The 23,672-nt window shown below is 32.8% G+C and carries 22 protein-coding genes and 2 pseudogenes; 9 read left to right on the top strand and 15 right to left on the bottom strand.

Annotation, left to right across the window (positions count from 1 at the left end; translation table 11 throughout):
- Nucleotides 1-50: 50 nt before the first annotated feature.
- Nucleotides 51-554, bottom strand: coding sequence for a GNAT family N-acetyltransferase (locus C568_RS0100680; RefSeq protein ID WP_018767030.1), 504 nt, complete (start codon nt 552-554; stop codon nt 51-53).
- Between the two features lie 289 nt (nt 555-843).
- The gene (locus C568_RS0100675) at nt 844-1,164 is read right to left on the bottom strand and encodes a luciferase domain-containing protein (protein ID WP_018767029.1); all 321 of its coding nucleotides are present in this window, start codon (nt 1,162-1,164) and stop codon (nt 844-846) included.
- A 301-nt stretch (nt 1,165-1,465) separates the two neighbouring features.
- On the opposite strand from C568_RS0100675, the gene C568_RS0100670 reads away from it, so the two are divergent.
- Together C568_RS0100670 and C568_RS34540 are read left to right on the top strand one after the other, a co-directional pair.
- Entirely contained in the window at nt 1,466-2,107 is a 642-nt protein-coding gene (locus tag C568_RS0100670) for a cupin domain-containing protein (RefSeq protein WP_003197674.1), read from the top strand.
- 310 nt (nt 2,108-2,417) lie between these two features.
- Nucleotides 2,418-2,570, top strand: coding sequence for a hypothetical protein (locus tag C568_RS34540; protein WP_016114857.1), 153 nt, complete (start codon nt 2,418-2,420; stop codon nt 2,568-2,570).
- Nucleotides 2,571-3,412: 842 nt separating this feature from the next.
- Here C568_RS34540 and C568_RS0100650 read toward each other — a convergent pair.
- From C568_RS0100650 to C568_RS0100640, 3 genes are all read right to left on the bottom strand, one after another.
- Complete coding sequence (locus tag C568_RS0100650) at nt 3,413-5,209, bottom strand: ABC transporter ATP-binding protein (protein ID WP_018780453.1); 1,797 nt, start codon at nt 5,207-5,209, stop codon at nt 3,413-3,415.
- On the bottom strand, nt 5,202-6,956 hold the full coding sequence (locus C568_RS0100645) for an ABC transporter ATP-binding protein (RefSeq protein WP_018780452.1): 1,755 nt from the start codon (nt 6,954-6,956) through the stop codon (nt 5,202-5,204). The genes C568_RS0100650 and C568_RS0100645 overlap by 8 nt, the downstream gene beginning before the upstream one ends.
- A 445-nt stretch (nt 6,957-7,401) precedes the next feature.
- The gene (locus C568_RS0100640) at nt 7,402-8,286 is read right to left on the bottom strand and encodes a GNAT family N-acetyltransferase (RefSeq protein WP_018780451.1); all 885 of its coding nucleotides are present in this window, start codon (nt 8,284-8,286) and stop codon (nt 7,402-7,404) included.
- Nucleotides 8,287-8,800: 514 nt separating this feature from the next.
- Between C568_RS0100640 and zwf the strand changes: the two genes are divergently transcribed.
- Both zwf and C568_RS0100630 read left to right on the top strand, forming a co-directional pair.
- Nucleotides 8,801-10,321, top strand: a complete 1,521-nt coding sequence (gene zwf / locus C568_RS0100635; RefSeq protein WP_006094878.1) for a glucose-6-phosphate dehydrogenase — start codon at nt 8,801-8,803, stop codon at nt 10,319-10,321.
- On the top strand, nt 10,308-10,922 hold the full coding sequence (locus tag C568_RS0100630; protein ID WP_018780450.1) for a cyclase family protein: 615 nt from the start codon (nt 10,308-10,310) through the stop codon (nt 10,920-10,922). Before zwf ends, C568_RS0100630 begins: the two co-directional genes overlap by 14 nt.
- A 79-nt stretch (nt 10,923-11,001) precedes the next feature.
- Here C568_RS0100630 and gnd read toward each other — a convergent pair whose 3' ends face one another.
- The 3 genes and pseudogenes from gnd to C568_RS35055 form a co-directional block, all read right to left on the bottom strand.
- Complete coding sequence (gene gnd / locus C568_RS0100625) at nt 11,002-11,904, bottom strand: phosphogluconate dehydrogenase (NAD(+)-dependent, decarboxylating) (protein WP_018780449.1); 903 nt, start codon at nt 11,902-11,904, stop codon at nt 11,002-11,004.
- 181 nt (nt 11,905-12,085) lie between these two features.
- Complete coding sequence (locus C568_RS0100620; protein WP_018780448.1) at nt 12,086-12,775, bottom strand: MOSC domain-containing protein; 690 nt, start codon at nt 12,773-12,775, stop codon at nt 12,086-12,088.
- Nucleotides 12,775-13,065: pseudogene (locus C568_RS35055) on the bottom strand (aminotransferase class III-fold pyridoxal phosphate-dependent enzyme); the annotation flags it as partial. The gene C568_RS0100620 and the pseudogene C568_RS35055, both read right to left, overlap by 1 nt.
- Nucleotides 13,066-13,324: 259 nt before the next feature.
- On the opposite strand from C568_RS35055, the gene C568_RS0100610 reads away from it, so the two are divergent.
- Nucleotides 13,325-14,236, top strand: coding sequence for a LysR family transcriptional regulator (locus C568_RS0100610; RefSeq protein WP_006094882.1), 912 nt, complete (start codon nt 13,325-13,327; stop codon nt 14,234-14,236).
- Between the two features lie 136 nt (nt 14,237-14,372).
- On the opposite strand, the gene C568_RS0100605 is transcribed toward C568_RS0100610, so the two are convergent.
- From C568_RS0100605 to C568_RS0100595, 3 genes are all read right to left on the bottom strand, one after another.
- The gene (locus C568_RS0100605) at nt 14,373-15,569 is read right to left on the bottom strand and encodes an MFS transporter (RefSeq protein ID WP_018780446.1); all 1,197 of its coding nucleotides are present in this window, start codon (nt 15,567-15,569) and stop codon (nt 14,373-14,375) included.
- A gap of 153 nt (nt 15,570-15,722) precedes the next feature.
- Nucleotides 15,723-16,145: a MarR family winged helix-turn-helix transcriptional regulator gene (locus C568_RS0100600; RefSeq protein ID WP_018780445.1), complete on the bottom strand. Its 423-nt coding sequence runs from the start codon at nt 16,143-16,145 to the stop codon at nt 15,723-15,725.
- Nucleotides 16,146-16,278: 133 nt separating this feature from the next.
- Nucleotides 16,279-16,884, bottom strand: a complete 606-nt coding sequence (locus tag C568_RS0100595; protein WP_018780444.1) for a PRK06770 family protein — start codon at nt 16,882-16,884, stop codon at nt 16,279-16,281.
- 391 nt (nt 16,885-17,275) lie between these two features.
- On the opposite strand from C568_RS0100595, the pseudogene C568_RS36350 reads away from it, so the two are divergent.
- Nucleotides 17,276-17,456: pseudogene (locus tag C568_RS36350) on the top strand (arginase family protein); the annotation flags it as partial.
- 112 nt (nt 17,457-17,568) lie between these two features.
- Here the strand turns inward: C568_RS36350 and C568_RS0100585 are convergent.
- Complete coding sequence (locus C568_RS0100585) at nt 17,569-18,465, bottom strand: CPBP family intramembrane glutamic endopeptidase (protein WP_006094887.1); 897 nt, start codon at nt 18,463-18,465, stop codon at nt 17,569-17,571.
- 503 nt (nt 18,466-18,968) lie between these two features.
- Between C568_RS0100585 and cspD the strand changes: the two genes are divergently transcribed.
- The gene (gene cspD, locus C568_RS0100580; protein ID WP_003203959.1) at nt 18,969-19,172 is read left to right on the top strand and encodes a cold-shock protein CspD; all 204 of its coding nucleotides are present in this window, start codon (nt 18,969-18,971) and stop codon (nt 19,170-19,172) included.
- An 87-nt stretch (nt 19,173-19,259) separates the two neighbouring features.
- Nucleotides 19,260-19,445, top strand: a complete 186-nt coding sequence (locus tag C568_RS0100575; protein ID WP_000286203.1) for a cold-shock protein — start codon at nt 19,260-19,262, stop codon at nt 19,443-19,445.
- A gap of 84 nt (nt 19,446-19,529) precedes the next feature.
- On the opposite strand, the gene C568_RS0100570 is transcribed toward C568_RS0100575, so the two are convergent.
- Nucleotides 19,530-20,084, bottom strand: a complete 555-nt coding sequence (locus C568_RS0100570) for a GNAT family N-acetyltransferase (RefSeq protein WP_018780443.1) — start codon at nt 20,082-20,084, stop codon at nt 19,530-19,532.
- A gap of 516 nt (nt 20,085-20,600) precedes the next feature.
- Between C568_RS0100570 and C568_RS0100565 the strand changes: the two genes are divergently transcribed.
- Nucleotides 20,601-21,161, top strand: coding sequence for a hypothetical protein (locus tag C568_RS0100565; protein ID WP_018780442.1), 561 nt, complete (start codon nt 20,601-20,603; stop codon nt 21,159-21,161).
- 85 nt (nt 21,162-21,246) lie between these two features.
- On the opposite strand, the gene C568_RS0100560 is transcribed toward C568_RS0100565, so the two are convergent.
- Both C568_RS0100560 and C568_RS0100550 read right to left on the bottom strand, forming a co-directional pair.
- Nucleotides 21,247-22,647: a protoporphyrinogen oxidase gene (locus C568_RS0100560; RefSeq protein ID WP_018767017.1), complete on the bottom strand. Its 1,401-nt coding sequence runs from the start codon at nt 22,645-22,647 to the stop codon at nt 21,247-21,249.
- Between the two features lie 739 nt (nt 22,648-23,386).
- On the bottom strand, nt 23,387-23,536 hold the full coding sequence (locus C568_RS0100550) for an aspartyl-phosphate phosphatase Spo0E family protein (protein WP_003203953.1): 150 nt from the start codon (nt 23,534-23,536) through the stop codon (nt 23,387-23,389).
- Nucleotides 23,537-23,672 lie beyond the last annotated feature (136 nt).

Raw genomic sequence — 23,672 nt, 5'->3', positions numbered from 1 at the left:
CTTATTTTACTGAACTTGTTATACTACTTTTTTCATATTTTATTAAAATATCATAAAACCCTTTTACCAAGAATGATTAAATCCCTTTCAACCCCATCTAATTCTGCAACGTTAGGCAGATGCGCCCATTTTTCAAAATCAAAACAAGAAAATAGTTGAAGACTAGCTTTATTATGAGCAAATATAAATGCTAGTAATGTTTTAATCTGGAGCTTTGGACAAGTATCTAACACTTTATGTAGTATATGTTTACCTATCCCCCTACCTCTATACATTTGATGAATGTATATACTTATTTCAGCTGTTCCATTATAAGCAGGTCGACCGTAAAAGGATTGGAAACTAACCCATCCGCATATCTCATCTTGAGATTCTATTACCCATAGAGGTCTAAAAGAAGGTGAATGCTCATTAAACCATTGTTCTCTACTCGTAACAGTGACAGGTTCTGTATCAGCAGTTACCATTCTACTTGAAATAGTTGAATTATATATATCTACTATACTAGATAAATCTTCAATTTGGGCATCTCTAATCTTAATATCTTCTTTCATAAACAACTCACACTCCTCAGTTAATATTCTATTTTTTCATATATTAACTGAATTCATACATATAATTCAAACATGAATTGTATAAATCTAATATTTTTTATCCTTTTATAACTTTCAAAAACATTATTAATTTACTACCTTTTTTTTATATTAATAATATTTTATCCAGAATATTAGGTATGTACGGGTCATATTTATTTTCCAAAGAATTAATCAAAATTCCTCTGTAATTTACAAAATAACTAGGTATAAATACCTAGTTATTTTGTGTTTAAATGAAATACCAACTTCATCTTTTCTCTAATTTTTTTGTGAATCTATCATATTGCATCCGAAAAAGTTCAATGACAACCGGAAGATCCTCTTCGCTTTTTATATGATAACTAATCCATCCTGATTCAGGTAATACATGATGGGGCTGCGCTAACCCTTGGTTAACCAATTCATCCCGTTTTAATTTTGGAAATGGAAGATCAGCTAATGTATCTCCATGAAGATGACCTAACTCTTTCTTTTTATAATTTAATTCAATACCACCAAATCGATGTGGTTTTTCAGAAACCCCTTCCCAGCTCAGCACTTCTTTTCTAATCATTTCACTATATGACATGGCCATTCACTCCTTTATCATTCTGAATGTAAGAATACGATACCTTTTTTCTTTAAACGTTACATCACTCAAAGGTATCAATGTATTTACGAAAATAGTTTGATATTTGCAAGGTAAATGAAACTCATGCTTTTTCAAAAAAAACATCATTTATTCGCTCTAATTCTATTTTATATTTGATTCAAACATACATTCATTGTATACGAATAGGTACAATCAATACTGCACACTAAAATAACTAGACTCATATCCTAATTCGTATACTTAATCCTATTTCAAAACAGAAAGGCAGGAAGAATAAATGACTTCTTATATAGATTACACCTCTCCCTCTGTCCGTTTCACTCATGATCTAAGTACGAGTAATTTTTTTAAAAAAGATGAGCAAAATTATATAAATGTACTGGGAATTAAACAATTAAATACATTAGACAATACATCGTTATTAGATATTTTTTTAAGCACTGGTAACGTCGTTGAACCTCATGTACATCAAAATGCAGCTGAACTTGTTTACTGTATTTCTGGAGCAGCTATTGTTTCATTACTTAACCCGTTTACGAATCAAATTCTTAATCTCCCTATTAAACCAGGGCAAGTTGCCAACGTACCCCAAGGTTGGTGGCATTATGAAATTGCCTCTGTAGACAATACACATTTATTAGCAATTTTTAACGCTCCTACACCAGAAGTTATATTTGGTTCAGATATTTTAAGGCTGACACCCTCAAATGTAATGGCTCATACCTATTGTCTTGATGAACAAGAGTGGAAGAAAGCAATATCTCCTATTCAATCAACTACTGTAATTGGACCTCCGGCAAACTGCACTCAAAATCGAAATACTATGTACAATACACTACCTCAAAACCCAACCTATCCCGAGCAGCCACCTTCATACTACCAACAACAGTTTCCATTTCATCCATATTGGGGGTATTAATAGAAGGAGTTATCATTAAATTTTATAAATATATGAAAATTCCAAAGCTATTCTTTATCCAGTAAATTAGAGTTTAAGTATCTTTCACTTAAGACCCTATAGAAATTACATTGAATTTTACTTGAGTTAATAAGCTGAAAAATGAGTTCTAAAAAGATGTTTACTTACTCTGTAAACATCTTTTTAGAACTGTAAAAATCTTGTATGTACGAATCATATTTTCATCTTGTTTCATTACCTTAAACTACCGTAACGATTACTAGAGTTTTCACATATACTATTTATATATCAAACTGGAGGTGATGGTATCATGAATAAAGAGTACGATTCTAACAAAGATTCTTCTAACAATAAAGATATCCGCACTTCATCTTCACAATCTTCCAATTACCAATCATCACAAAACCTATATCGCCAAGGATATGTAAAGAAAAAAGGATGTAATTGCGGTAAAAACAAATAGAATTTTTCACTTTATTCAGAATTATATTTACTGTGTAATATATACACATCAAAAAAGAGCATCCATAACAGATGCTCTTTCTCTTATAAAATAAGTAAATGATTATTCATTTTGAAAGAACATTTATATAGAAAATCTGCCGTTTTGTTACTTTCCCACTGTAAGAGTAGATATGTCCGTTATTGTTTAAATAAACTTCTATATCCTCAGCAAACATCTTTTACATCCTCTTCTTCAATAACTCCCTTTTTATTTTCAGCCAATTTCTTCAAGTAATCAACGAATTTATTAATTATTTCCACTGCCATCATCCTTTCAATTCAAATGTCCATTTTGTTCAATAAAATAGAGTACCCGCCATTAGGTACTCTTTTGCGAAAGGAGTATGGAGCTCCAAGTATCATCTCAATTATGATAACTCGTCCCACACTTCATAATATGCTTGTCTCATTAAGTTGTTTACTAGTCCATTGTGTAATTTCTATATAACAAAGAAAATAAGGTATAATCATTTTCTATCTCCAGCATAGCTTCATACATTGGTTTATCATATCCAACGCCTTTTGCATAAACTAAAGATTTAATAAATGCCTTAATGACCCTCTTACTCTCAGAAGATAACTTACTATTGCTTATAAATTCAACTTGTGACCTAACTATCTTTCAATTCTTTATCCAAAAAAGCAATACACGCCTTTTCAACAGATGAATAAAAACCAACTGGCTTGAATCCGTATTTTGGTTCTTCGCCTTCTTTTGTTTTTTTGTACTTCTGATGTTTGCAATCACAAAAAAATGCGGTTTCTCAAATACAAGAAACCGCATTACATCAACATTTAAATTTAAATTTTAAACTGACTCGTATACAGTCCATAATAGAACCCTTGACTTTCAATTAAAGATTCATGATTGCCCCTCTCAATAATTTCTCCATCTTGAATAACCAAAATTTGATCCGCTTTTTCAATTGTTTTTAATCGATGGGCAATTACAAAGCTTGTGCGTCCCTTCATCAAATTGTTTAATCCAGATTGAATTTGGAGTTCTGTTCTTGTATCAATGTTTGATGTTGCTTCATCAAGAACTAAAATATCTGCATCTGCTAAAATTGCTCTCGCAATTGCAAGCAGTTGCTTTTGCCCCTGACTTAAATTCGATCCTTCTGAAGCAATCTCTGTTTCATATTGATTTGGTAAATGTTTAATAAAGAAATGTGCAGAGGCTGCTTTTGCTGCAGCAATAACTTCTTCATTACTTGCATCTAGCCGTCCATAACGGATATTATCCATAATTGTACCAGCAAAAAGATATGTATCTTGCAAGACGACTCCTATTTTACTTCGTAAGGAGCTAATATCGTAATCTTTTATATCTTTTCCATCAATCTTAATTTGGCCCTTATGAATATCATAAAAGCGTGTTAATAAATTAATGACTGTTGTTTTTCCTGATCCAGTGGGGCCAACAAGTGCAATCGTTTCTCCTGGATGCGCATGTAAGTTTACATCTTTTAAAATTTCTTTTTCTTTCGTATATCCAAATGATACATGTTCGAAAGAAACATTTCCTTTTAGATTCTGAACAACAATTGCATCTTTTTTGTTTTGAATTTCTGGAACTTCATCCATAATTTCAAAAACTCGCTCTCCCCCAGCAACTGCAGCTTGAATTGTATTCATAAGCATTGCAAACTGACTAAGTGGTCTTGAGAATTGACGAGAATAGTTAATAAAAGCTGCGATGACACCAACTGTTGTCATACCATTTAAAACCATAATAGCACCTGCTAAGATAACAAGTCCCATCCCTAAGTTGTTAATAAAGTTCATACTTGGGAAGATAAACGCTGAAAATGTATCAGCTTTTGTAGCAGAAATTCTAAGTTGTTCATTAATCGCATGAAATTTATTTACTGTTTCTTTTTCTTTTCCGTACAACGTAATAACATCTGCACCTGTAATCGCTTCTTCAATAAAACCGTTCAATTCTCCTAAATCTTTTTGGCGCTTCGCAAAGTTTTTACCACTATATGCAACCAATTTTTTTGTTACAAAAAACATGATGGGTACTGTAATGAGTGTCACAATTGCTAAAATCCAATCTAGTGAAAACATTGCAATCGTCACACCAACAAATGTTAAAGCAGACGAAATGATTTGCACGACACTTTGTGTTAACGCTTGGTTTAAACTATCGATATCATTTGTAACGCGACTCATTAAATCTCCCTGTAAACGAACATCAAAGAAACGAAGAGAAAGCGTTTGGATTTTTTCAAAAATATCTTGCCTTATTTTTTGTATCGTTTTTAATGCAACATTAACCATTAAGTATGTTTGCAGCCATGTTAATAATACCGTAACGCCATAAATCCCAATGAGCAGCATACACATTCTTGCTGTCCCATTTAAATCTCTTGGTATGATATATTCATCAATAATAACTCCCATATAATATGGACCTAGTAAACCAAGTAATGTTGTGACAAATACAAGAACAGTAACGAACATAAGAGCTGCTTTTTGATAACCCATATAGTTCCAAATCCTCATTACAGTTCCTTTTGTATCTTTTGGTTTTCCTGATTTGGAATTGCTACGTCCACCTTTATTTCCGAACTGTCCTTGAAAATTACGCATGCTCTTTCCCCCTTTCTTGATGCAAACTACCACCTTGGGAAAGATATATATCTTGATACACTTCACATGTTTCTATTAAATATTCATGCGTCCCACTTCCAACTAACTCACCATGATCTAAAACTAGAATTTGATCAGCATCTATAACAGATGATATTTTTGAGGCGATTAAAAATGTTGTCGTTTCTGTGTGTTCTTCTTTCAATGCTGTTTGTATAATTCCTTCTGCTTTTGCATCAACTGCAGATGTAGAATCATCTAACACAAGGATAGATGGCTTTCGAACAAGTGCCCTTGCGATAGAAAGACGCTGTTTTTGACCACCAGAAAGGTTCGTTCCGCCTTGCGTTAAGTTATACTGATATGTATTTTCAAGCTTATTAATAAACTCCGTCGCACAAGCTGCCCCTGATGCAGATTCTATTTCACCTTGCGTTGCTTCTTCTTTACCATATCGCATATTTTCTTCAATACTCCCTGAAAACAGCAATGCCTTTTGTGGAACAAATCCGATTGAAGAGCGAAGCACCTGTAAATCGTACTCTTTGACATTGACACCATCAACAAAAATCGCACCTTGATCAACATCATATAAACGTGGAAGTAATTTAACTAAAGTAGATTTCCCACTTCCTGTAGGACCAATAATCCCTATTTTTTCACCTTTTCTTGCGGTAAATGAAATATCTTTTAAAACATATTCATTATTTTTACTGTAACTGTAACTTACATGCTTAAATTCAACATTTCCCTTTACTTCCTCCGGCTGATACACATTTTTTTCATTTTCAATATCAACATTAGTTTCTAGTACTTGTTGCACACGATCAGCGGATGGGAAAGCACGCGCAATTTGAATAAATACCATACTGATGGACATAAGTGACATTAATATCATATTCAAATAGTTAATAAATGCCAAAATCGCTCCAACTTGTAGTGTACCATTAAAAATTTTTACGCCACCTATCCATAAGGTAGCTACAATACCACCATTTACAACGAGCATGATGATCGGCATCATTAATGAAATGATTTGTACTGCACGAATATTAATGCCCGTTAAGTTTTTATTTACTTTTTCAAACTGAGAAATTTCATGATTCTGTCTTACATAAGCCTTTACAACGCGAACACCAGATAGATTTTCTTGTAGTTTTGTATTCACTTTATCTAGCGCTTCTTGTACCCTTCTAAAGGATCCACTTGCATTCCCAGCGATAAAAACAATTGCAACTAAAAGAATAGGGACAACAACAAGTAGAATAGAAAATAGATCTTTTGCTGTAACAAAAACAATAATGATACTGCCTATAAATAATAATGGGCCACGAACAAGAACGCGTAATGTCATCGTCATGGCTGCTTGAATGGATGTAATATCATTTGTAACAATCGTTAGTAATTTTCCAGTCCCTAATGATTCTCGATTTTCACTAGAAAACGTCTCGATTTTTGTAAAAACATCTTTTCTTATATCCGTTGCGAAGTTAACAGCCGCTTTCGTAGAATACATCATACATCCAAGCCCACCAATTAATCCAAGTGCTGCTGCTCCTATCATAAAAATTCCCATTTTAATTACATAATGAAAATCTTGATTAGCAATTCCAACATCAATAATATGTTGCATAATTGTCGGTTGAATTAAATCCATCGCAACCTCAAGTACCATAAACAATGGTCCAATAACGGCGAAGAACATGTATGGTTTTAAATACTGTAACAATTTGCGAAATGATTTCATACATTGTCTCCTTTTCTTATGAAATTATCATTTTATAACTCTAATCCCCCTCCATTCTATTCATCTGGACATTTTCATCACTACTACAATTATGTTCCACAGATTAATATTTAACATTATTAAATGATAAGTATTAATTATACATTCGTCAATCAAAGTGCCTTAATTTGATGGAAAATAAGACTTTTATCACAAAACTTTATGGACGCTTATTTAACTCTATTTCAAGACAATAACAAAAAGCCGCATTCTTTCATAATAGAATGCGGCTAATTTTAATTATGTATGCTCAATTGTAAAATCCAAAAATTCTGTTTCAAATCCATTATCTTTTGATGGACTACAAGTATAATTTCTTAAACATTCCATAATTCACTTATCTATCATTTCCTGTAATCCAATCAAAAAGTATCTGTTAATAGTTACTTCTAGATTAAGATTCTATTTAAAATTCAGTCAAAACTGGAAATTTATATCCTTTAAAATCGATCTTTTCACCACCGCGAACCATCAAATGTTTTTTAGATTGAAACTCTTTGTGCGCTACCTCTTCAAGCCCTAACTCATCAGGGTAAAAGTAAAATTCAATCTCTGTAAATGGCTCAGATATTTCAGCACATATATCATCTAAAATCGGAAAGATTTGTGCGAAAATACCAAATAGTTTCAGTACTTGATTTTTTACTTCAAATACAATAAGCGCGTCGAGTTTCTTTGAATAATATAGTTTTTCATTCCATTTCGCATCGTACATATTAAAATAAAAAGAAGACTGATAGTTTAATGTTGAAAATTCCATTGAAAGCTGTTGAGCGTTTTCTATTATTCCCTTTATAAGTTCCATATCTTTTTCATCATAAAAGTTTAATTTTCGAAGTGAAGACGAGCGAGGTAGAGTATTATCATATGATAATGTCATCAGATATTCTTGTATGACTCGAAAACCAAATGGTTCGTATAATTCCGGTTTCTCTGTAAATAATATTGCACATTCATACTTTGTATCTATTTCTTGTAATACTTTACAAAACAGCTGCTTCATCAAGCCTTTTCTCCGATATTCTGGATGTGTCATGACAGATTGAATACCAGCTGCATAAATCCGTTCTCCATTTACAAACATTGGTAGCGAAAACATAGACACATTTGCTATTACTTGACCTTCTTGTAAATATGAAAAAGGTTTGTATGTAGTGTCCCAAAATCCATTGGCCTCAAAATTTTGTAACGTTTGAACAGGAATACGAAACACTTCTTCAAATAATTGAAATAACGGTTCCTTTTTCGATTCCTCCACAAAAAAGTTTTCAGAAAGAATAAGATTCCCCATATTGTTCCTCCATAAGTTCATTCTTATCAATGTAATTGTTTTCTATTGTGTTTAAATCAAGTAAGTCTTCTTACAACTCAACGCATCATCACAAAATATACCAAAATAAGTTAAGATTTTCAAGATAACTCCGAATACTAATCCACCTGTTTTTTCCCTTTATGATTCAGACAAGTTCTTTTCAGTAAAACTCTAAGGAATTATTTTTTTAGTATTACAGCACTTTTATAATTTTTATATTTAACAGCTAACCGATATATGTCAGATAAAGTGAAACTTTAATCAGTGCGGGTTTTCTTCATCCCCCACTGATTATTAGCCCTCACCAATCGGGCTTTTACGGGCAGTTTATCTCCGACTCAATTCCTGTACTTTCGCTGAATTGTGAGGTGGGAGGTCTTACTGCCCGCGAATAGCGGGATAAAAATTATTTTATCTTACTCTTACATGTATTGTTCAATAATCACCATACTAAGTGGGAACTAATTTCATTTAAAGTGAGGGCTATTTAACCATGAAAAATTATACTACTCCTAAATGTATTATCGTTATTTTTGGTGCGACAGGTGATTTAGCAAAGCGCAAATTATTCCCGTCTCTTTTCAGGCTCTTTCGACAAAGGAAAATCTCTGAAAACTTTGCCGTTGTTGGTGTGGCAAGAAGACCATTATCTACTGAAGAATTTCGTGAAAATGTTAAACAATCTATTCACAATTTACAAGAAGAAAACATGACTCATGATACATTCGCTTCCCATTTTTATTATCATCCTTTTGATGTAACGAATTTATCTTCTTATCAGGAGCTAAAAAGTTTATTAATCACTCTAGATGGAAGGTATTTTACCGAAGGGAATCGTATGTTTTATTTAGCAATGGCCCCTGATTTTTTCGGCACAATTGCCACGAATTTAAAATCAGAAGGATTAACTTCAACAGAAGGTTGGATTCGTTTAGTGATTGAAAAGCCATTTGGACATGATTATGAATCAGCACAAGCATTAAATGATCAAATTCGCCATGCCTTCACAGAAGATGAAATTTATCGTATTGACCACTATTTAGGTAAAGAAATGGTTCAAAACATTAAAGTCATTCGATTTGCGAATGCAATTTTCGAACCCCTTTGGAATAATCAATATATAGCTAACATCCAAATTACTTCAAGTGAAACTTTAGGAGTAGAAGAGCGAGGCCGCTATTACGAAGATTCAGGTGCACTACGTGATATGGTCCAAAATCATATGTTACAAATGGTGGCACTCCTTGCAATGGAACCACCAATAAAGCTAACCGCAAATGAAATCCGAAGTGAAAAAGTCAAAGTACTACGTGCTTTACAGCCACTTTCAGAAGAAACAGTAGAACATAATTTTGTACGAGGACAATATGGACCAGGTATGATAGACGAGGAAAAAGTAATTAGCTACCGTGAAGAGAACGCAGTAGATTCAGATTCGAACACAGAAACATTCGTTTCTGGTAAATTAATGATTGAAGATTTCAGGTGGTCAGGAGTTCCTTTCTATATTCGAACTGGGAAACGTATGCAAGAAAAATCAACTGAAATTGTCATACAATTTAAAGACTTACCAATGAATCTATATTTTAATAAGGAAAAAAAAGTTCATCCTAATTTATTGGTCATTCATATTCAACCGGAAGAAGGAATTACCCTCCATTTAAATGCGCAAAAAACCGATAGCGGTACTACTTCGACACCCATCCAATTAAGTTATTGTAATAACTGTATGGACAAAATGAATACACCTGAAGCATATCAGGTTCTTCTATACGATTGTATGCGTGGTGATTCAACTAACTTTACACATTGGGACGAAGTATGTCTTTCTTGGAAATTCGTTGATACAATCTCGAGTGTTTGGCGTAATAAACCGGCGAAACATTTTCCTAACTATGAGTCTGGGTCAATGGGCCCTAAAGAATCTGATGCTTTATTAGAAAGAGATCGCTTCCATTGGTGGCCAACGATAACCTCTCATTTGAAAGGAGAAAGTTACAATGAAAATATATGATATTACAGCACCTATATTTGAAGGGATGACTGTTTACAAAAATAAGCCTGAAAAACAACCACAATTTTCAAGAACAACAAATGCGCATGTCACGGAGTCACGTATTACATTAGACGTCCATACAGGTACACATATTGATGCACCATTACATATGATTAACGAAGGAGCAACCTTTGAAAGTATTCCATTAGAAAAATTAGTGGGACCTGTTAAAGTTTTTGATTTAACAACTGTTGAAGATGGAATTACAATAACTGATTTACAACACCTCGATATTCAAGAGAATGACTTTATCTTATTTAAAACTCGTAATTCTTTTGAAGACGAGTTTAATTATGAATTTATTTTTTTAAAAGAAGACGGTGCCCATTATCTAGCGGAGCGAAACATTAGAGGAGTTGGTATTGATGCTCTCGGGGTGGAACGTAGCCAACCAGGACACCCAACTCATAAGGCATTATTCGATGCAAATATTATCGTCATTGAAGGATTACGTTTAAAAAACGTGCCGGCAGATCCGTATTTTATGGTAGCTGCACCATTAAAACTAGTTGGAACTGATGCCTCTCCAGCACGTGTTCTTCTTTTTAAAGATATATAAATAATAAACAACCCCGTTCTTTTAAGAACGAGGTTGTTTTTATGTAGAAAACGTTTTTCAATTACATTAAGATAATGACTCATTTTTTGTCACTTTTTTCTACCGCATGTCCGCCAAATTCGTTACGGAGTGCTGCAACAACTTTACCTGTAAATGTATCATTTTCTAATGAACGATACCTCATTAATAAGGACAGGGCAATAACAGGTGTCGCTGTTTGTAAATCAAGAGCCGTTTCAACTGTCCATTTTCCTTCTCCTGAAGAATGCATGATTCCTCTAATGTCATCTAACTTTGCATCCTTTGAAAATGCGCGTTCCGTTAAATCCATGAGCCATGAACGAATAACTGAACCATTATTCCATACTCTTGCTACTTTTTCATAGTCATAATCAAACTCGCTTTTCTCTAACACTTCAAATCCCTCACCAATAGCAGCCATCATACCATATTCAATCCCATTATGAACCATTTTTAAAAAATGACCACTTCCTGCTTTTCCTGCATATAAATATCCATTTTCTACAGCTGTATCTCGAAATACAGTCTCAACAGTTTTCCACGCTTCCGGGTCTCCTCCAATCATATAACAAGCACCATTACGAGCACCTTCTGTTCCACCAGACGTTCCTGCATCCATAAAATGTACACCAGCTTTTTTAAACTCATCATAACGACGAATGGATTCCTTATAATAGGAATTACCCGCTTCAATCACAATATCTCCTTGACTTAAAAGCGGTGTAATTTCATTAATAACAGTATCAACAATAGCATGTGGCACCATAATCCATAGAATTCTTGGTTTTTCGAGAGATTGAATAAGTTCAGATAGACTAGATGTACCTATAGCTCCATATTCTTTTATTTCTTTTATAGCATCTGTATTTACATCATACGCCACTACTTCATGATTCTTATCAATTAAATTTTGACCTAAATTTAATCCCATTTTCCCTAGACCGATTAACCCTATTTTCATTTTTAACTCCTCCTAAAAATACCTAAGTGAGATTCGCTAATCCTTTGTTTATCTTTCTTCATTTGAACAATCAATATTTATCCAAATTTTTTCACTACGGATATATTTTGCACGAATCAGCTCTGGTAGATGCATAGGAGTCACTTAATATTTATACTTTAACATTACAGTTCCTACCCCGTTATTCACTAATCCCTTCTAATCTCTCCTTCGTACTTCCTTCTTCTCCTTTCAAACGTTTTTCAAATGTTTTTCTCCAACTTGCTGAAAGGGCCTCTACTCCTAAAATCCTTCGTACTCCCTCAAAGTTACGTTTTTCTTTATGCATTATATGGTTTGCAAAAGCGATTGAAATCCCTTTACGATCAGACTCAAGTTGCGTAAGAGAATCTGTTGGTGATACCCACGCCTCTTTTAGAACACGAAAATAAAATCCCGTATACCCTGTGTTTTGGAAGTAGAGTGGTAATTGCGGTATATCATACTTTTTTGCTAATTTAAAACAAGGTTGCCTTGGTTGACTTACTTGTACCACCGCTTCGCCAATTTGAAATATATCACCTATACAAACATCTTCCTCAAGCATGTCTTGCACTGTCATATTCTCTCCAAAAGCACCGTATACAAGCTTTCGATTCAATTCCTTTTCCCAATACGGATAATGGTTATAGGAATAAACACAAACTGCTTTATCTATTCCTCCATGATGGACTAAATCAGCTTGCCCATCTCCGTTAAATTTTAGTGATGATAAAAAAACAGGCTCACTTACCCGTGATTTATTAATACCCGTTTGAATTAATTTCCCACCATATGACACTTCTTTTGGCATACCTACATTAAGAGACCTCAAGTCATACGACCTTGGCATCATTCCCCACTCCTTTTACTATTTTGACAAAGCGCTTCAAAAGCTTGATTTATTATCTCAAACCCCTTATCAATTTCTTCATTCGAAATTACAAGTGGTGGTAAAAATCGAAGAACATTATCATGTATACCCGCCCCAATGCTTATAAGCCCATTTTCCCAAAACTCCTTAATTAACTGCGCTGTTAATTCTTTTGCGGGTTCTTTCGTTACATGATCGGTCACTAGCTCCATTGCACCAATTCCACCCGCAAAATCAATAAAGTTATTTCCATCTACATCTGTTATCATTGCTTCTTTTTCCGATTGTACGTACAAAGGTGTTAAATTATATACCCCTATTGGTACAGCTTGTTGATATCTCTTATGAAGTTCTTGAGAATAATTACCTGGTAATGTATTAGATTTTAATGCTTGTATCATTTCATCACCTCATCTATTTTTTACAATGATTACTTTGCTGTTCTACTAATGTGAGTATAATTTCAAGATGATCATTGTTCAATTCAATTATTTATATGATAATGATAGGTAAAACCTATCATTAGAGGTGATTCCCATCGAGTTAAGACAATTAGAATACTTTGTAGCTGTTTCAAACGAATTACATTTTACAAAAGCAGCTGAAAAATTAAACATTTCACAACCTTCACTGAGTCAACAGATTCGTGCACTTGAACATGAAATTGGTATGCCTCTTTTTGATCGAATTGGCAAAAAAATCTCTTTAACAGAAGCGGGAAGAATTTTGCTTTCACATAGTAAAAAAATCTTTCACGAAGTAGAACAAGCGCATGCTGCAATTCAAGATTTAAACGGGCTTCAGCAAGGAAAGTTAACCATTGGTGCTCTATTGACGACCGTAAACTACTTATTACCACCAGCCATTTTGAATTTTAATGAGTTATATCCCAATATTGAACTTTCCGTATTAGGTCTTCGTACTGGGGAAATTCGTGAAAAATTGTTACAAAACGAATTAGATATTGGCATTACATTTCTTCCTGTTCAAGACAAAGAAATCATATCTATTCCGCTTTATCAAAATGAACTTACTTTAGTAGTGCCAACTAATCACGAATTAACACAACACACTACTGTAACGATGGGAGTGTTACAGAAATATCCTATTATCCTTCTTCCCAAAAATTTCTTTTTAACACAGCTTATTCGTTCGCATTGTCAAAACTTTAACTTTACACCAAAACCAATTTTAGAAATAAGTACAATGGAATCATTAATTCACATGGTGTCAAAAGGAATGGGAATTACAGTGTTGCCTAAACCATATATAGACTTTCTACAGAGTAACTCTATTCAAGCTATTAAAATCAAAAATCCTACTGCAACAATAGAAATTGGAATTATTTATAGAAAGGATAAATATATGTGTGCCGCTACACGAATGTTTATTGAGCAGTTACAAAAGATTGTAGCTTCTTTTCAAAAAATAGAAATTTAAATATAAACTAGGTGAAACAACAAAGGTAAAGTAAACAAAGAAAAAGAGTTGATTGTCTCTGCTGAAGGATACCAACTCTTTTTGGAGTTTCATTCATTTCTCACCTATAACGTATACCTTCTTTTTCCTTCCCATTTTATATGCCAATTTGATTTTTCGTAGTTGTAGCCTTCTCTTGAACAAGAAAATATATGCTCGGAAGGACGAGTAAACTAGCAATTGCACAAATTATTCCTAAGACAAAGAACGGTAAACCTTTACTCAAAGCAAACGATGCAACACTTGAAGCAATCGTCATTCCGATATACATTGCAGAACTATTTAATGCCATAACTGTCCCTCGTATAGCTGGATTTAATTCTGAAATCAAGGCAGTGAGTGAAGCCTGACCAAACCCAATACATATACTCCAGATCATATGTGCGGTAATCGCATATTTTACATTTCCAATATATACAGAAAATAAAATCACACTTATAGAAGCAAATATACTTGCGATTGAAACCACAACTTTCTTACCTATTTTATCCGCCAATTTCCCACCAGCTATATTACCAATTACACTTCCTAAACCAGCAAAGAAAATAACAATTCCAATCTGTCCAATTGTAAACCCAAAATTTCTTCCATAATACACACCTATGTATGAGAACATACCATGTAGTCCTACAGTCCATAAAAACGTTGCTAATAACGCAAAGAAAACAGAGAAATTTGTAAATACGATTTTACAAGATCCAATCATTGCTTTGGGTGCAGAAATTGATAACTGGTTTTTCGAAATCTCTTTTTGTAACAATCGACTTGTAATTAACGTAACAAGCAAAGCCAGTAATCCAATAATATAAAATGTCCATTGCCAGTTTCCTACCTCAGATAAAAACGCACCGATAGGGACACCTAATACCGTCGATCCAACCATTGCTCCCATAATCATCCCCATCGCTTTTCCTCGTGACTGGTACGGTACTTTATCTCCTACTAATGCAAATACACTTGGCATGATCATAGCTCCGGATAAACCAGTCAGTCCACGAAACAATAAGAGTATTTCAAAATGATTCGTAAGCCCGGTACAAAATGTAGCGGCTGAAAAAATGATAAGACCTGTGACAATCATTTGCTTTCTCCCCACCTTATCAGACAATGGTCCAAAAAATGGAGCTGTTATCCCATAGCATAGTGCGTATGCTGTAATTAAAAGCCCTCCCTTTTCAGCAGGCATTCCTATTGTCTGTGAAATCGCAGGCAATAATGGTGAAACAATTAAAGAATCTAAACCGATAAAAAACGCGATAACTGCTAAAATACGTAACATTGATTTTACTTGCAACTTGTATTCCCCTCTTTTTACTTCATATATGAAATAATTATTTAAATTCCTCCCCACACCTCCGATTTTATATACGTTATTTTATTTCATATATGTATTATTTATATAAAGAAAAATGTAACAGAATGTTACACTTTTTCTTATATATCACAATTAAACTATACAATGCTTCCATTTTAATAATAGTTCTTGTAGCTTCTGTTCTTCTTCATCAGTAAAACAGCTACAATTTTCTTCTAAAAAACCTGCATATTTTACATCGACTTTTTCCCTAGCTATTTCTCCCTTTTCAGTTAAATACACAAGTGTTTCACGTTGATCATTTGGATTTTTCTCTGTCGCAACGTAACCATCTCGTTTCATCCTTTGGATCATCGTTGTCATATTACTTGGAACACACCCCATATTTTCAATTAGCTTAGACATAGAAACCTTTCCAGACTTCGCAAGTACTTGTATCACACCAAATTGAACATAACTTATATCGTGCTCTTCTATCGCTTTATCCAAATTTCTTTGCAGTTGATGATAGACATCTCGAATATTTCCATATAATTCTCTTTTTTTCATATCCATTCGAAAAAGCCTTCCTTTTTTATTTCATATATGAATCTTATTCCCATTTATTTCATATGTCAAATAAAGCGAATACGCAGCGGAACTTTTATATTTCGCTACGTATTTATCCTTATCTATCAAATTTTCAAAACTATTTTTTAACTTGTTCGCCACCTGCTATTAACATGCTTCCTGAGAATGTCTCCTTTTGCATGAAGACTTTATTAACCAACTCTTTCTGCTCATTTTGTGACATTACACCCTTACCTTCGCCAAGATTACCGCTTTGTAATTTCCAAATCGTATTATGATCCGCATCAACTTTCTCGTATTTCCCTTGTTTCCATCTTTCTAAAATATCTATATATGTATTTTTATGATTCATATCACTACTCTTAACAATCCCCAATAAACTTTCAATTCGTTCTTGCGTTATAAAAATATAACCCCACTTTTGATCCGCTTTTACTTTTTGATGTGCCATTTCATGTAATGCGATTTGTAATTTTTCATCAGCCCACTTAAAGCCTTTATTAAAGTCACTATTTGGCAACGAATAATTACCATTATCTAGAAGTTTTGCATTCTCTGCTTTTACTTTACTATCAGCTAACACTTCCACTGCCGGAGCCGCAGTTGGTGTTTTTTTAGCGGTTGGTTTACTATGATTGAGATAATATAAAATTCCGTAAGTAAGTGCCACACCGATTACTACCATTCCAGCAATTATCCCTAGTATTTTTAATAGTGTTTTCATTGTACATATTTCCTCCCCCCAACATTCCATCACTCATTTTTTCCTACCTATTGCGTTTTTCAAAAATAACTTGTTATAAATTATTCTTTAAAAATGCTTTTTCTTAAAAATTCTCCATCCATTCTCTCCCCAAAAATAACATTTGATCAAAATCTTTCATAGGTTTCCTTTTATTGTATTTCTATTCAGTTTCATATTGCAAGATTATTCTGTAAAAGGATTATGATTTTCTAAAATTCATATAAGAATTTTTCCACACTCCATCTCTGCTCGGCAAAATACGGTTAGCTTTATCCAGACTATACCCTTTGAAATCAGTTGAATTAAGAAAGCATTTTATTTTAAGTCATTTAAATTTGTGCTAGATTAGTACGTAAAGAAGATGACTGAAATGAGTTTATTACATAAAGGTATAACATTCCTTCATTTTGACGAAACGTATGAATTACAAAATAAACTTCATTCTTATCCACATGAAGATATTGATTTTAGGCATCTAGAACACTCAAATTTATATTGTAAAAAATATCCTGTATCATATCAAAGAACAGTTGCATAATAAAAAAATCAAATATACTAATCTTAGGAACCTTCTATCAAACATTTAAACGTTATAGTCATACTCATTACTTTTCACATTATGCACGATGTTGTTCTAATCACAATATAACTATCCCCCATAAATTATCCAATATTATGTTGTTTCAATTTTCTTCCCCACAATTGTCTCCATAATACAATGCAGGCAACAGCAAGCATAATTGTTGTGATTACACTTCCTTCAATCCCAAAAGTTCCTCCATGTAACGATTTCGGACCGCTTGTTGTTGATTTAAACAGAGGTGTAGAGTATATTGTTGTACCACTTACCGCAAAACCATATATATTATATTGAGCCCAGTTCCATATAGAATGCCAAGCACATATACCCCAAAGACTATTTTCCTTTAATACATAAAACGCTGCGAATACACCAACTAATATGATATTTGATATAGAAAGAACTGTAATGCCTGGATTCAGTAGATGGAGAAACCCAAATAGTAATGAGGTAACAGCAACTCCAATCCATACCCGACTTCTAACTGAAATAACTGGAAATAACCAACCACGTACAACAATTTCTTCTGTGGCACCTTGTACTAAAAATGCTATTAAAGAACCTACCATTCCCAATATGACTGTACTTGAAATCTGTTGTATATGTAAGGTAACAGAACCACTTAAAACTAAAATTAAAACGGGTATTGTTATAAATGTAAGCCCAATGAATGCTCCGCGTAAGTATTTTTTTAAAGCTTTATCTTTCCAAAAACCAATTGATGAAAATGGACGTTTTTCCACAAAACGAACCCATAAAAATACAAATAAAATTGCTCCGCCAAATGTTAATAACATCCTTAAGTTATCATAAATCCCTTTCATCAATGTCGTTTCTGCTTTTGGTAAAAACAACATAAATAGCATGAATAACTCACCAAGTGTTAAAAATACAATCGATAATATTACTGCTAAAATTGGGTGTACTTTTTTTCGACCTTCCTTTGCTGCTTCAATTGTTTTAAATCGACTATTATTCAAAACTACTCCTCCCTTCCCTTCTATAACTTACAAATACTTCCTATTTTACACTAAATTTATTATTTTTTATACTTTTATATCCCCATTTAAAATTCATATCCATAAATTTAAAAATACAACAAGGAATGCCACTCGTAATCATTTGGAGTATTTTCACATATTTTCGAACCAGGAATAATACATAAAAGTGAATATTTTTAATCTTGTTAATAAAAAACTTAGATACATGAAATACAATCAAATCCCTATACCAATAGCATTATTGAAGCACTCGCTCTTAAAAATATCCTGTTTCCTTCCAACACTTGCTATTTCTCACCATTTGTTGTAAGATAGGTCTTAAGGTCAAATTTATAAAAGCTTAACTTTACATATTATCAAGCATCTATTAAGAATAATAAGTATTCCTAATGGTTTTTTGATAATATGTGAATTTTTATTTTCGTTGAAATAAGACGGATCATATTGTAATTTATTTTTCTTATTTTTAGGAGGCATTTACCATGACATTAACAGGTAAAGTAAAATGGTTTAACAGCGAAAAAGGTTTCGGTTTCATCGAAGTTGAAGACGGTAGCGATGTATTCGTTCACTTCTCAGCTATCACTGGCGAAGGTTTCAAATCTCTTGACGAAGGTCAAGAAGTTAGCTTCGAAGTTGAAGAAGGCAACCGCGGACCTCAAGCTAAAAACGTTGTAAAGCTATAATTTAAACAATAAAAAGGTTGTTACCATCGCACGGTTAACAACCTTTTTAATATATAATTAAAATTTTTACATAAAAGGAGTGGTCACATGTATCGCAATCGAAAGAACGATGTAGCAGAAGTACCACCAGAACAAACCCCTGTTTGGGAATGTGAATCAGAGGATTGTTTAGGATGGATGAGAAAGAACTTTTCATTTGAAGAAGAGCCAAAATGCCCTTTATGTAAAAGTAGCATGAAAAGCGGAGAACGTTTATTACCTAAATTAGGTTAATTTCTTCATTCCCCTCTTATCTTTTGATAAGAGGGGTTCGTTATTTTTCATTACTATCTAATTATAAAAGAAAAACCATGCGTACTATATCTCATGGTTCTTTTCTATATCTGTTCGTATAATAGAATATATATATACATCTCGTTGTTGATCTCCTTGATGAATATACCCTCTTAATAGTCCTTCTTTCTGAAATCCTATTTTGGACAACATCTTACAAGATGCTACATTTTCAGGATATGTAATTGCACCGATTCTGAATATCCCTAGCTCCTGAAAACTATAGGTAATGATTTTTTGCACAGCTTCCGTTGCATAGCCTTTTCTCCAGTAAGAAGGATGTAAATCATAACCAATCTCAGAACGTTTACTCCAAAGTTGTAAATTATTTAATCCAATCGTACCAATTAAAATACCTGTTTCCTTCAATACAATTCCCCATCGAATTGCACGTTTTTCAAAAAAATTTTTTGAAAAAGATTCAATCATACGCGAAGCCTGACCAAATTCTGTAAAGGAATTCATTCCATAATAGCGCGTTACTTCTTCAAGCGAAAAAATTTCATATATTTTTTGACAATAAAATTGATCAATTTCAACTAAACGTAACCGTTCTGTTTCTAAAACAGGAAATGCCATTGAAATCCTCCTAATGTTTTTCTTTTTACTGATTTATTATATCAGAAAAATCTTCTCCAATCGGAAGTTTCATCATAAATAAAAGCCTGTTTTCTAAATAGATGAAACAGGCTTCCCCCATGGTTTTCTTAATTTATTCGGTTTATACACAATATTTAATTCGTTTTAAATCTAACCGAATTAATACTCTAAATTATTATCTTTCAAGTATTTCTAACACTTACCGGAAAAGAAATTCAAAACCAAAATCTGATGTTTACTGATTTAATAGTAACTGCAATCATTATGATTACCATAATCGGATTCCTACTATTATTCGGAACACGGAAAATGGAATTAACAAATAAAAATAAGGATTAATGTTTCTTTAAAAATGAACTATATACATTTGTTTCTCGAAAGCTTCCCCATATCCAATATCAATTGGATATTTATGTTAAAATATTAGTGAACTATACATCACGTTATTATTCAACGCAGAGATAAGAGTTGTATTAACGGAGGTGACCGAAAATCATGTATATTTTTATAGGCATTGCCCTCTTGTTCATTTCACTTGTTTTTTTATTCGCACAGCGATTCGCACCAAACTCGGCGATGATGACAAGTTTCAAAGGAAACAGCTTGAAAAAATTTATAATTGGGCTTGTAATCGCCTCGGTATTATCACTTTCATATGGATTTTATCACGCAGCCACTTATCAACCTTCCTTGCTAGACATTAAACCAAACAATACACAATATATCGTTTCAGGTGATATTGGTGAATTTGGTTATTTCTCAGAACAAATAATCAAAAAAGAAAAAGAAACCGAACTTTATTTCGCTTCTTGGAAAACACTGAGTTTAGAAAAACCTCAAATTATCATAAACTACCCTTCTGGTAAAACAGAAACTTGGAAACCGAATATTTCCCTAATAAAAAATACATCCACAAAAGAAATAAAAGAAAAATATAACATAAAAGAGGTTTATCAACTCTCCCCTTATTCATTTAAAGAAGCTGGTAACGTCACATTAACAATTACAGAAAATAAAACGAAACGTGCAGAAACCCTAATCAAAATTAAAGAATAAACGATAGATACAATTTTTAGTAAAAAACAGACGAAATCCCACTCTTATACTAGAGAGGGATTTCGTCAAAAATATAAAGGTTACGTTATTCAAAGTGATTATTCAATACTTCAATAATCTTCTCTGCCGTTTTCTTTCCATTTCCTATACAAGCCCCAATGCCTACACCATAGTATGAAGCCCCCGCTAGATACATATTTGGAAAAACATCTAATAATTTCTCATTTAAAGATTGAACTGCATGGTTATGTTCTAAATGATAATTTGGCATTAAATCTTTCCAGTCCGTAACTTCAACAATTTGCGGTTCTCCCTGAATTCTAAGGCTTTTCTCAATATCAGATAAGGCAACTTGAATCAATTCTTCCTTACTTTTATGTTTCATTTTTTCATAAGCAGGATTCGAACTTTTATAAAACAATCTCACCAATAAATTTTGTTTATCTGATGTATGCTTCCATTTCCTGCTTGTCCACGTGCATGCATCACAAAGTAAATCACTATTTTCTGAAACAATGAAACCAGTTCCATCTACCGGTAATTGTTCATCAGCTATTTCAAACCCTAAATAAATGCTAATTAACGAAGAATTTTTTAGTTTATTGAAATCATCATCTAATTCATTAGAACTTAATAATGTTTGTGCAACATCATGTGGAGTAGCTATAACAACGTAATCCGCTTTTATTGTCTCTTGATTTGAAAAAGAAACTTCATATCCATCATCAACTCTATTTACCTTCGTCGTTGTTACTCCTTTTCGTATATCTGTCTCAGCTAATTCCTCTTCTAAACGATTAATAATCGTAGAAAGTCCATTTTTAAATGATAAAAACTTCTTATTCCCAGCAGCCTGAAATTGTTTTTTATTTACTTCAAAACCTTTTATAATACTGCCGTATGTATTTTTGTAATCAAGTAAATATGGTAGTGTAGAAGCCATTGTAAGCTCATTCAATTTACCAGAATACACTCCTGAAAGAACGGGGGAAATCTGTTTTTCAACCAACTCTTTTCCTAAAAAACTTTCTAAAAATACAGCGAGTGATGTATCTTTCGTAAAATCTTTATTCTTTGTAATAAAGTCTTTCAGCGCAATGATTTTCCCTTTCGTTGAAACTAACGTACTACTAAATAACGACTCTACACTCATCGGTATACCAAATACTGTGTCAGCAGGAATCGGATGTAACGTATCATTTGAGTAAATATAAGAAATACCTGTTTCGTTATATACCATTTCATCTTCTAATTTCAGTTCTTTTACAAATGGCATAACATTTTCATTTCGTGCAACGATTGAATCGGCTCCTGTTTCCAGGATGAAATCTTTTTCTTTCACACTGTGAATTTTCCCGCCCAAATATTCATTCTGTTCTACAAGGATTAATTCCAAATCTATATCGTAATCCTTTTTTAATCTTTCTAAATGATACATAGTAGAAAGTCCTGTAATACCGCCACCTATGACAACAACTGTTTTCATACCTGCTACGCTCCTAACCGATACTATAAATAAATTCCTTTATTATTATACCCAAAAATGAGCTTTCTCGACTAGCAACTTTCAAAGTTCTTGAAAAGGTATACAATGTATGTGAATACATTTCAGATTGATCATTATACACTAAATGATTAAGCCAAAGGAAACATAGCAATATGAATCTCCGAATTTAGTTATTTAAAAGATATAGCAGCTGAAGACTCATCCTCCGAACTCCCTCCAGCAATACATAATGCAGGCACTTAAAGATTAGAAACATCACTAGTTTCACAAAAAGGATAACGATTCGTTTCATTCCATAATTGAATGAAAGTTCTCCCAGCACTATTCTCATGAATTTCATTCATATACGAAACTACTTCTTCATTTTCAAACATTTTTTATGATGCACAGCTTCTTGTTATAAGGTTTCTTCTCAATTCTATGGTTGAACTGAAAAAAACATCAACAAAAGTTAATAATTTCATTTTACTTGGTGGTCTTTTCATAAACAAAAATATCGCTAATCTATTTACTTTCTTTCATTAAATTATTTAAATAAAACATACTTCATATTACAGTAGTGTTTATAACATGATGAGATTCTAAAATGAGGTTCGTAACGCTTAATGATGTTAGAAGATATATTTAAATAAGGAAATAATTATACTTTTTAATATTTACAGCTAATAAACTAACCAACTATCACTTAATCATTATTTCTGTATAAAGTGACCGCTCTTTATTTTAATAACATAAAATAATTTATTAACTTGTCTAATTCCTGGCTCATTTCAAGTACTTTTTGGTGTTGAAATCCATAATTTGAAACAAGTGCAAAAAGTTCTTCTTTTTTCACTTCAATGATATGTTCTAATTTTCTCAGCTCCATGTTTTATTTACTCGCTCCAATTTGAAAATATATGTACTCTAGTATAGACTACTTACATAATAAGTAAAAGTGTTATGTTTATGTAAATCTTACATCTTTAAGAAAAAGCTACTCCCCATTACAAGAAAAAGAATGC

The sequence above is a fragment of the Bacillus sp. 95MFCvi2.1 genome (genome assembly GCF_000374965.1).
In the GTDB taxonomy this organism is placed as follows: Bacteria; Bacillota; Bacilli; order Bacillales; family Bacillaceae_G; genus Bacillus_A; species Bacillus_A pseudomycoides.
Note: the sequence above shows the minus strand (reverse complement) of the source record. Positions and strands in the feature narration are given on the sequence as shown.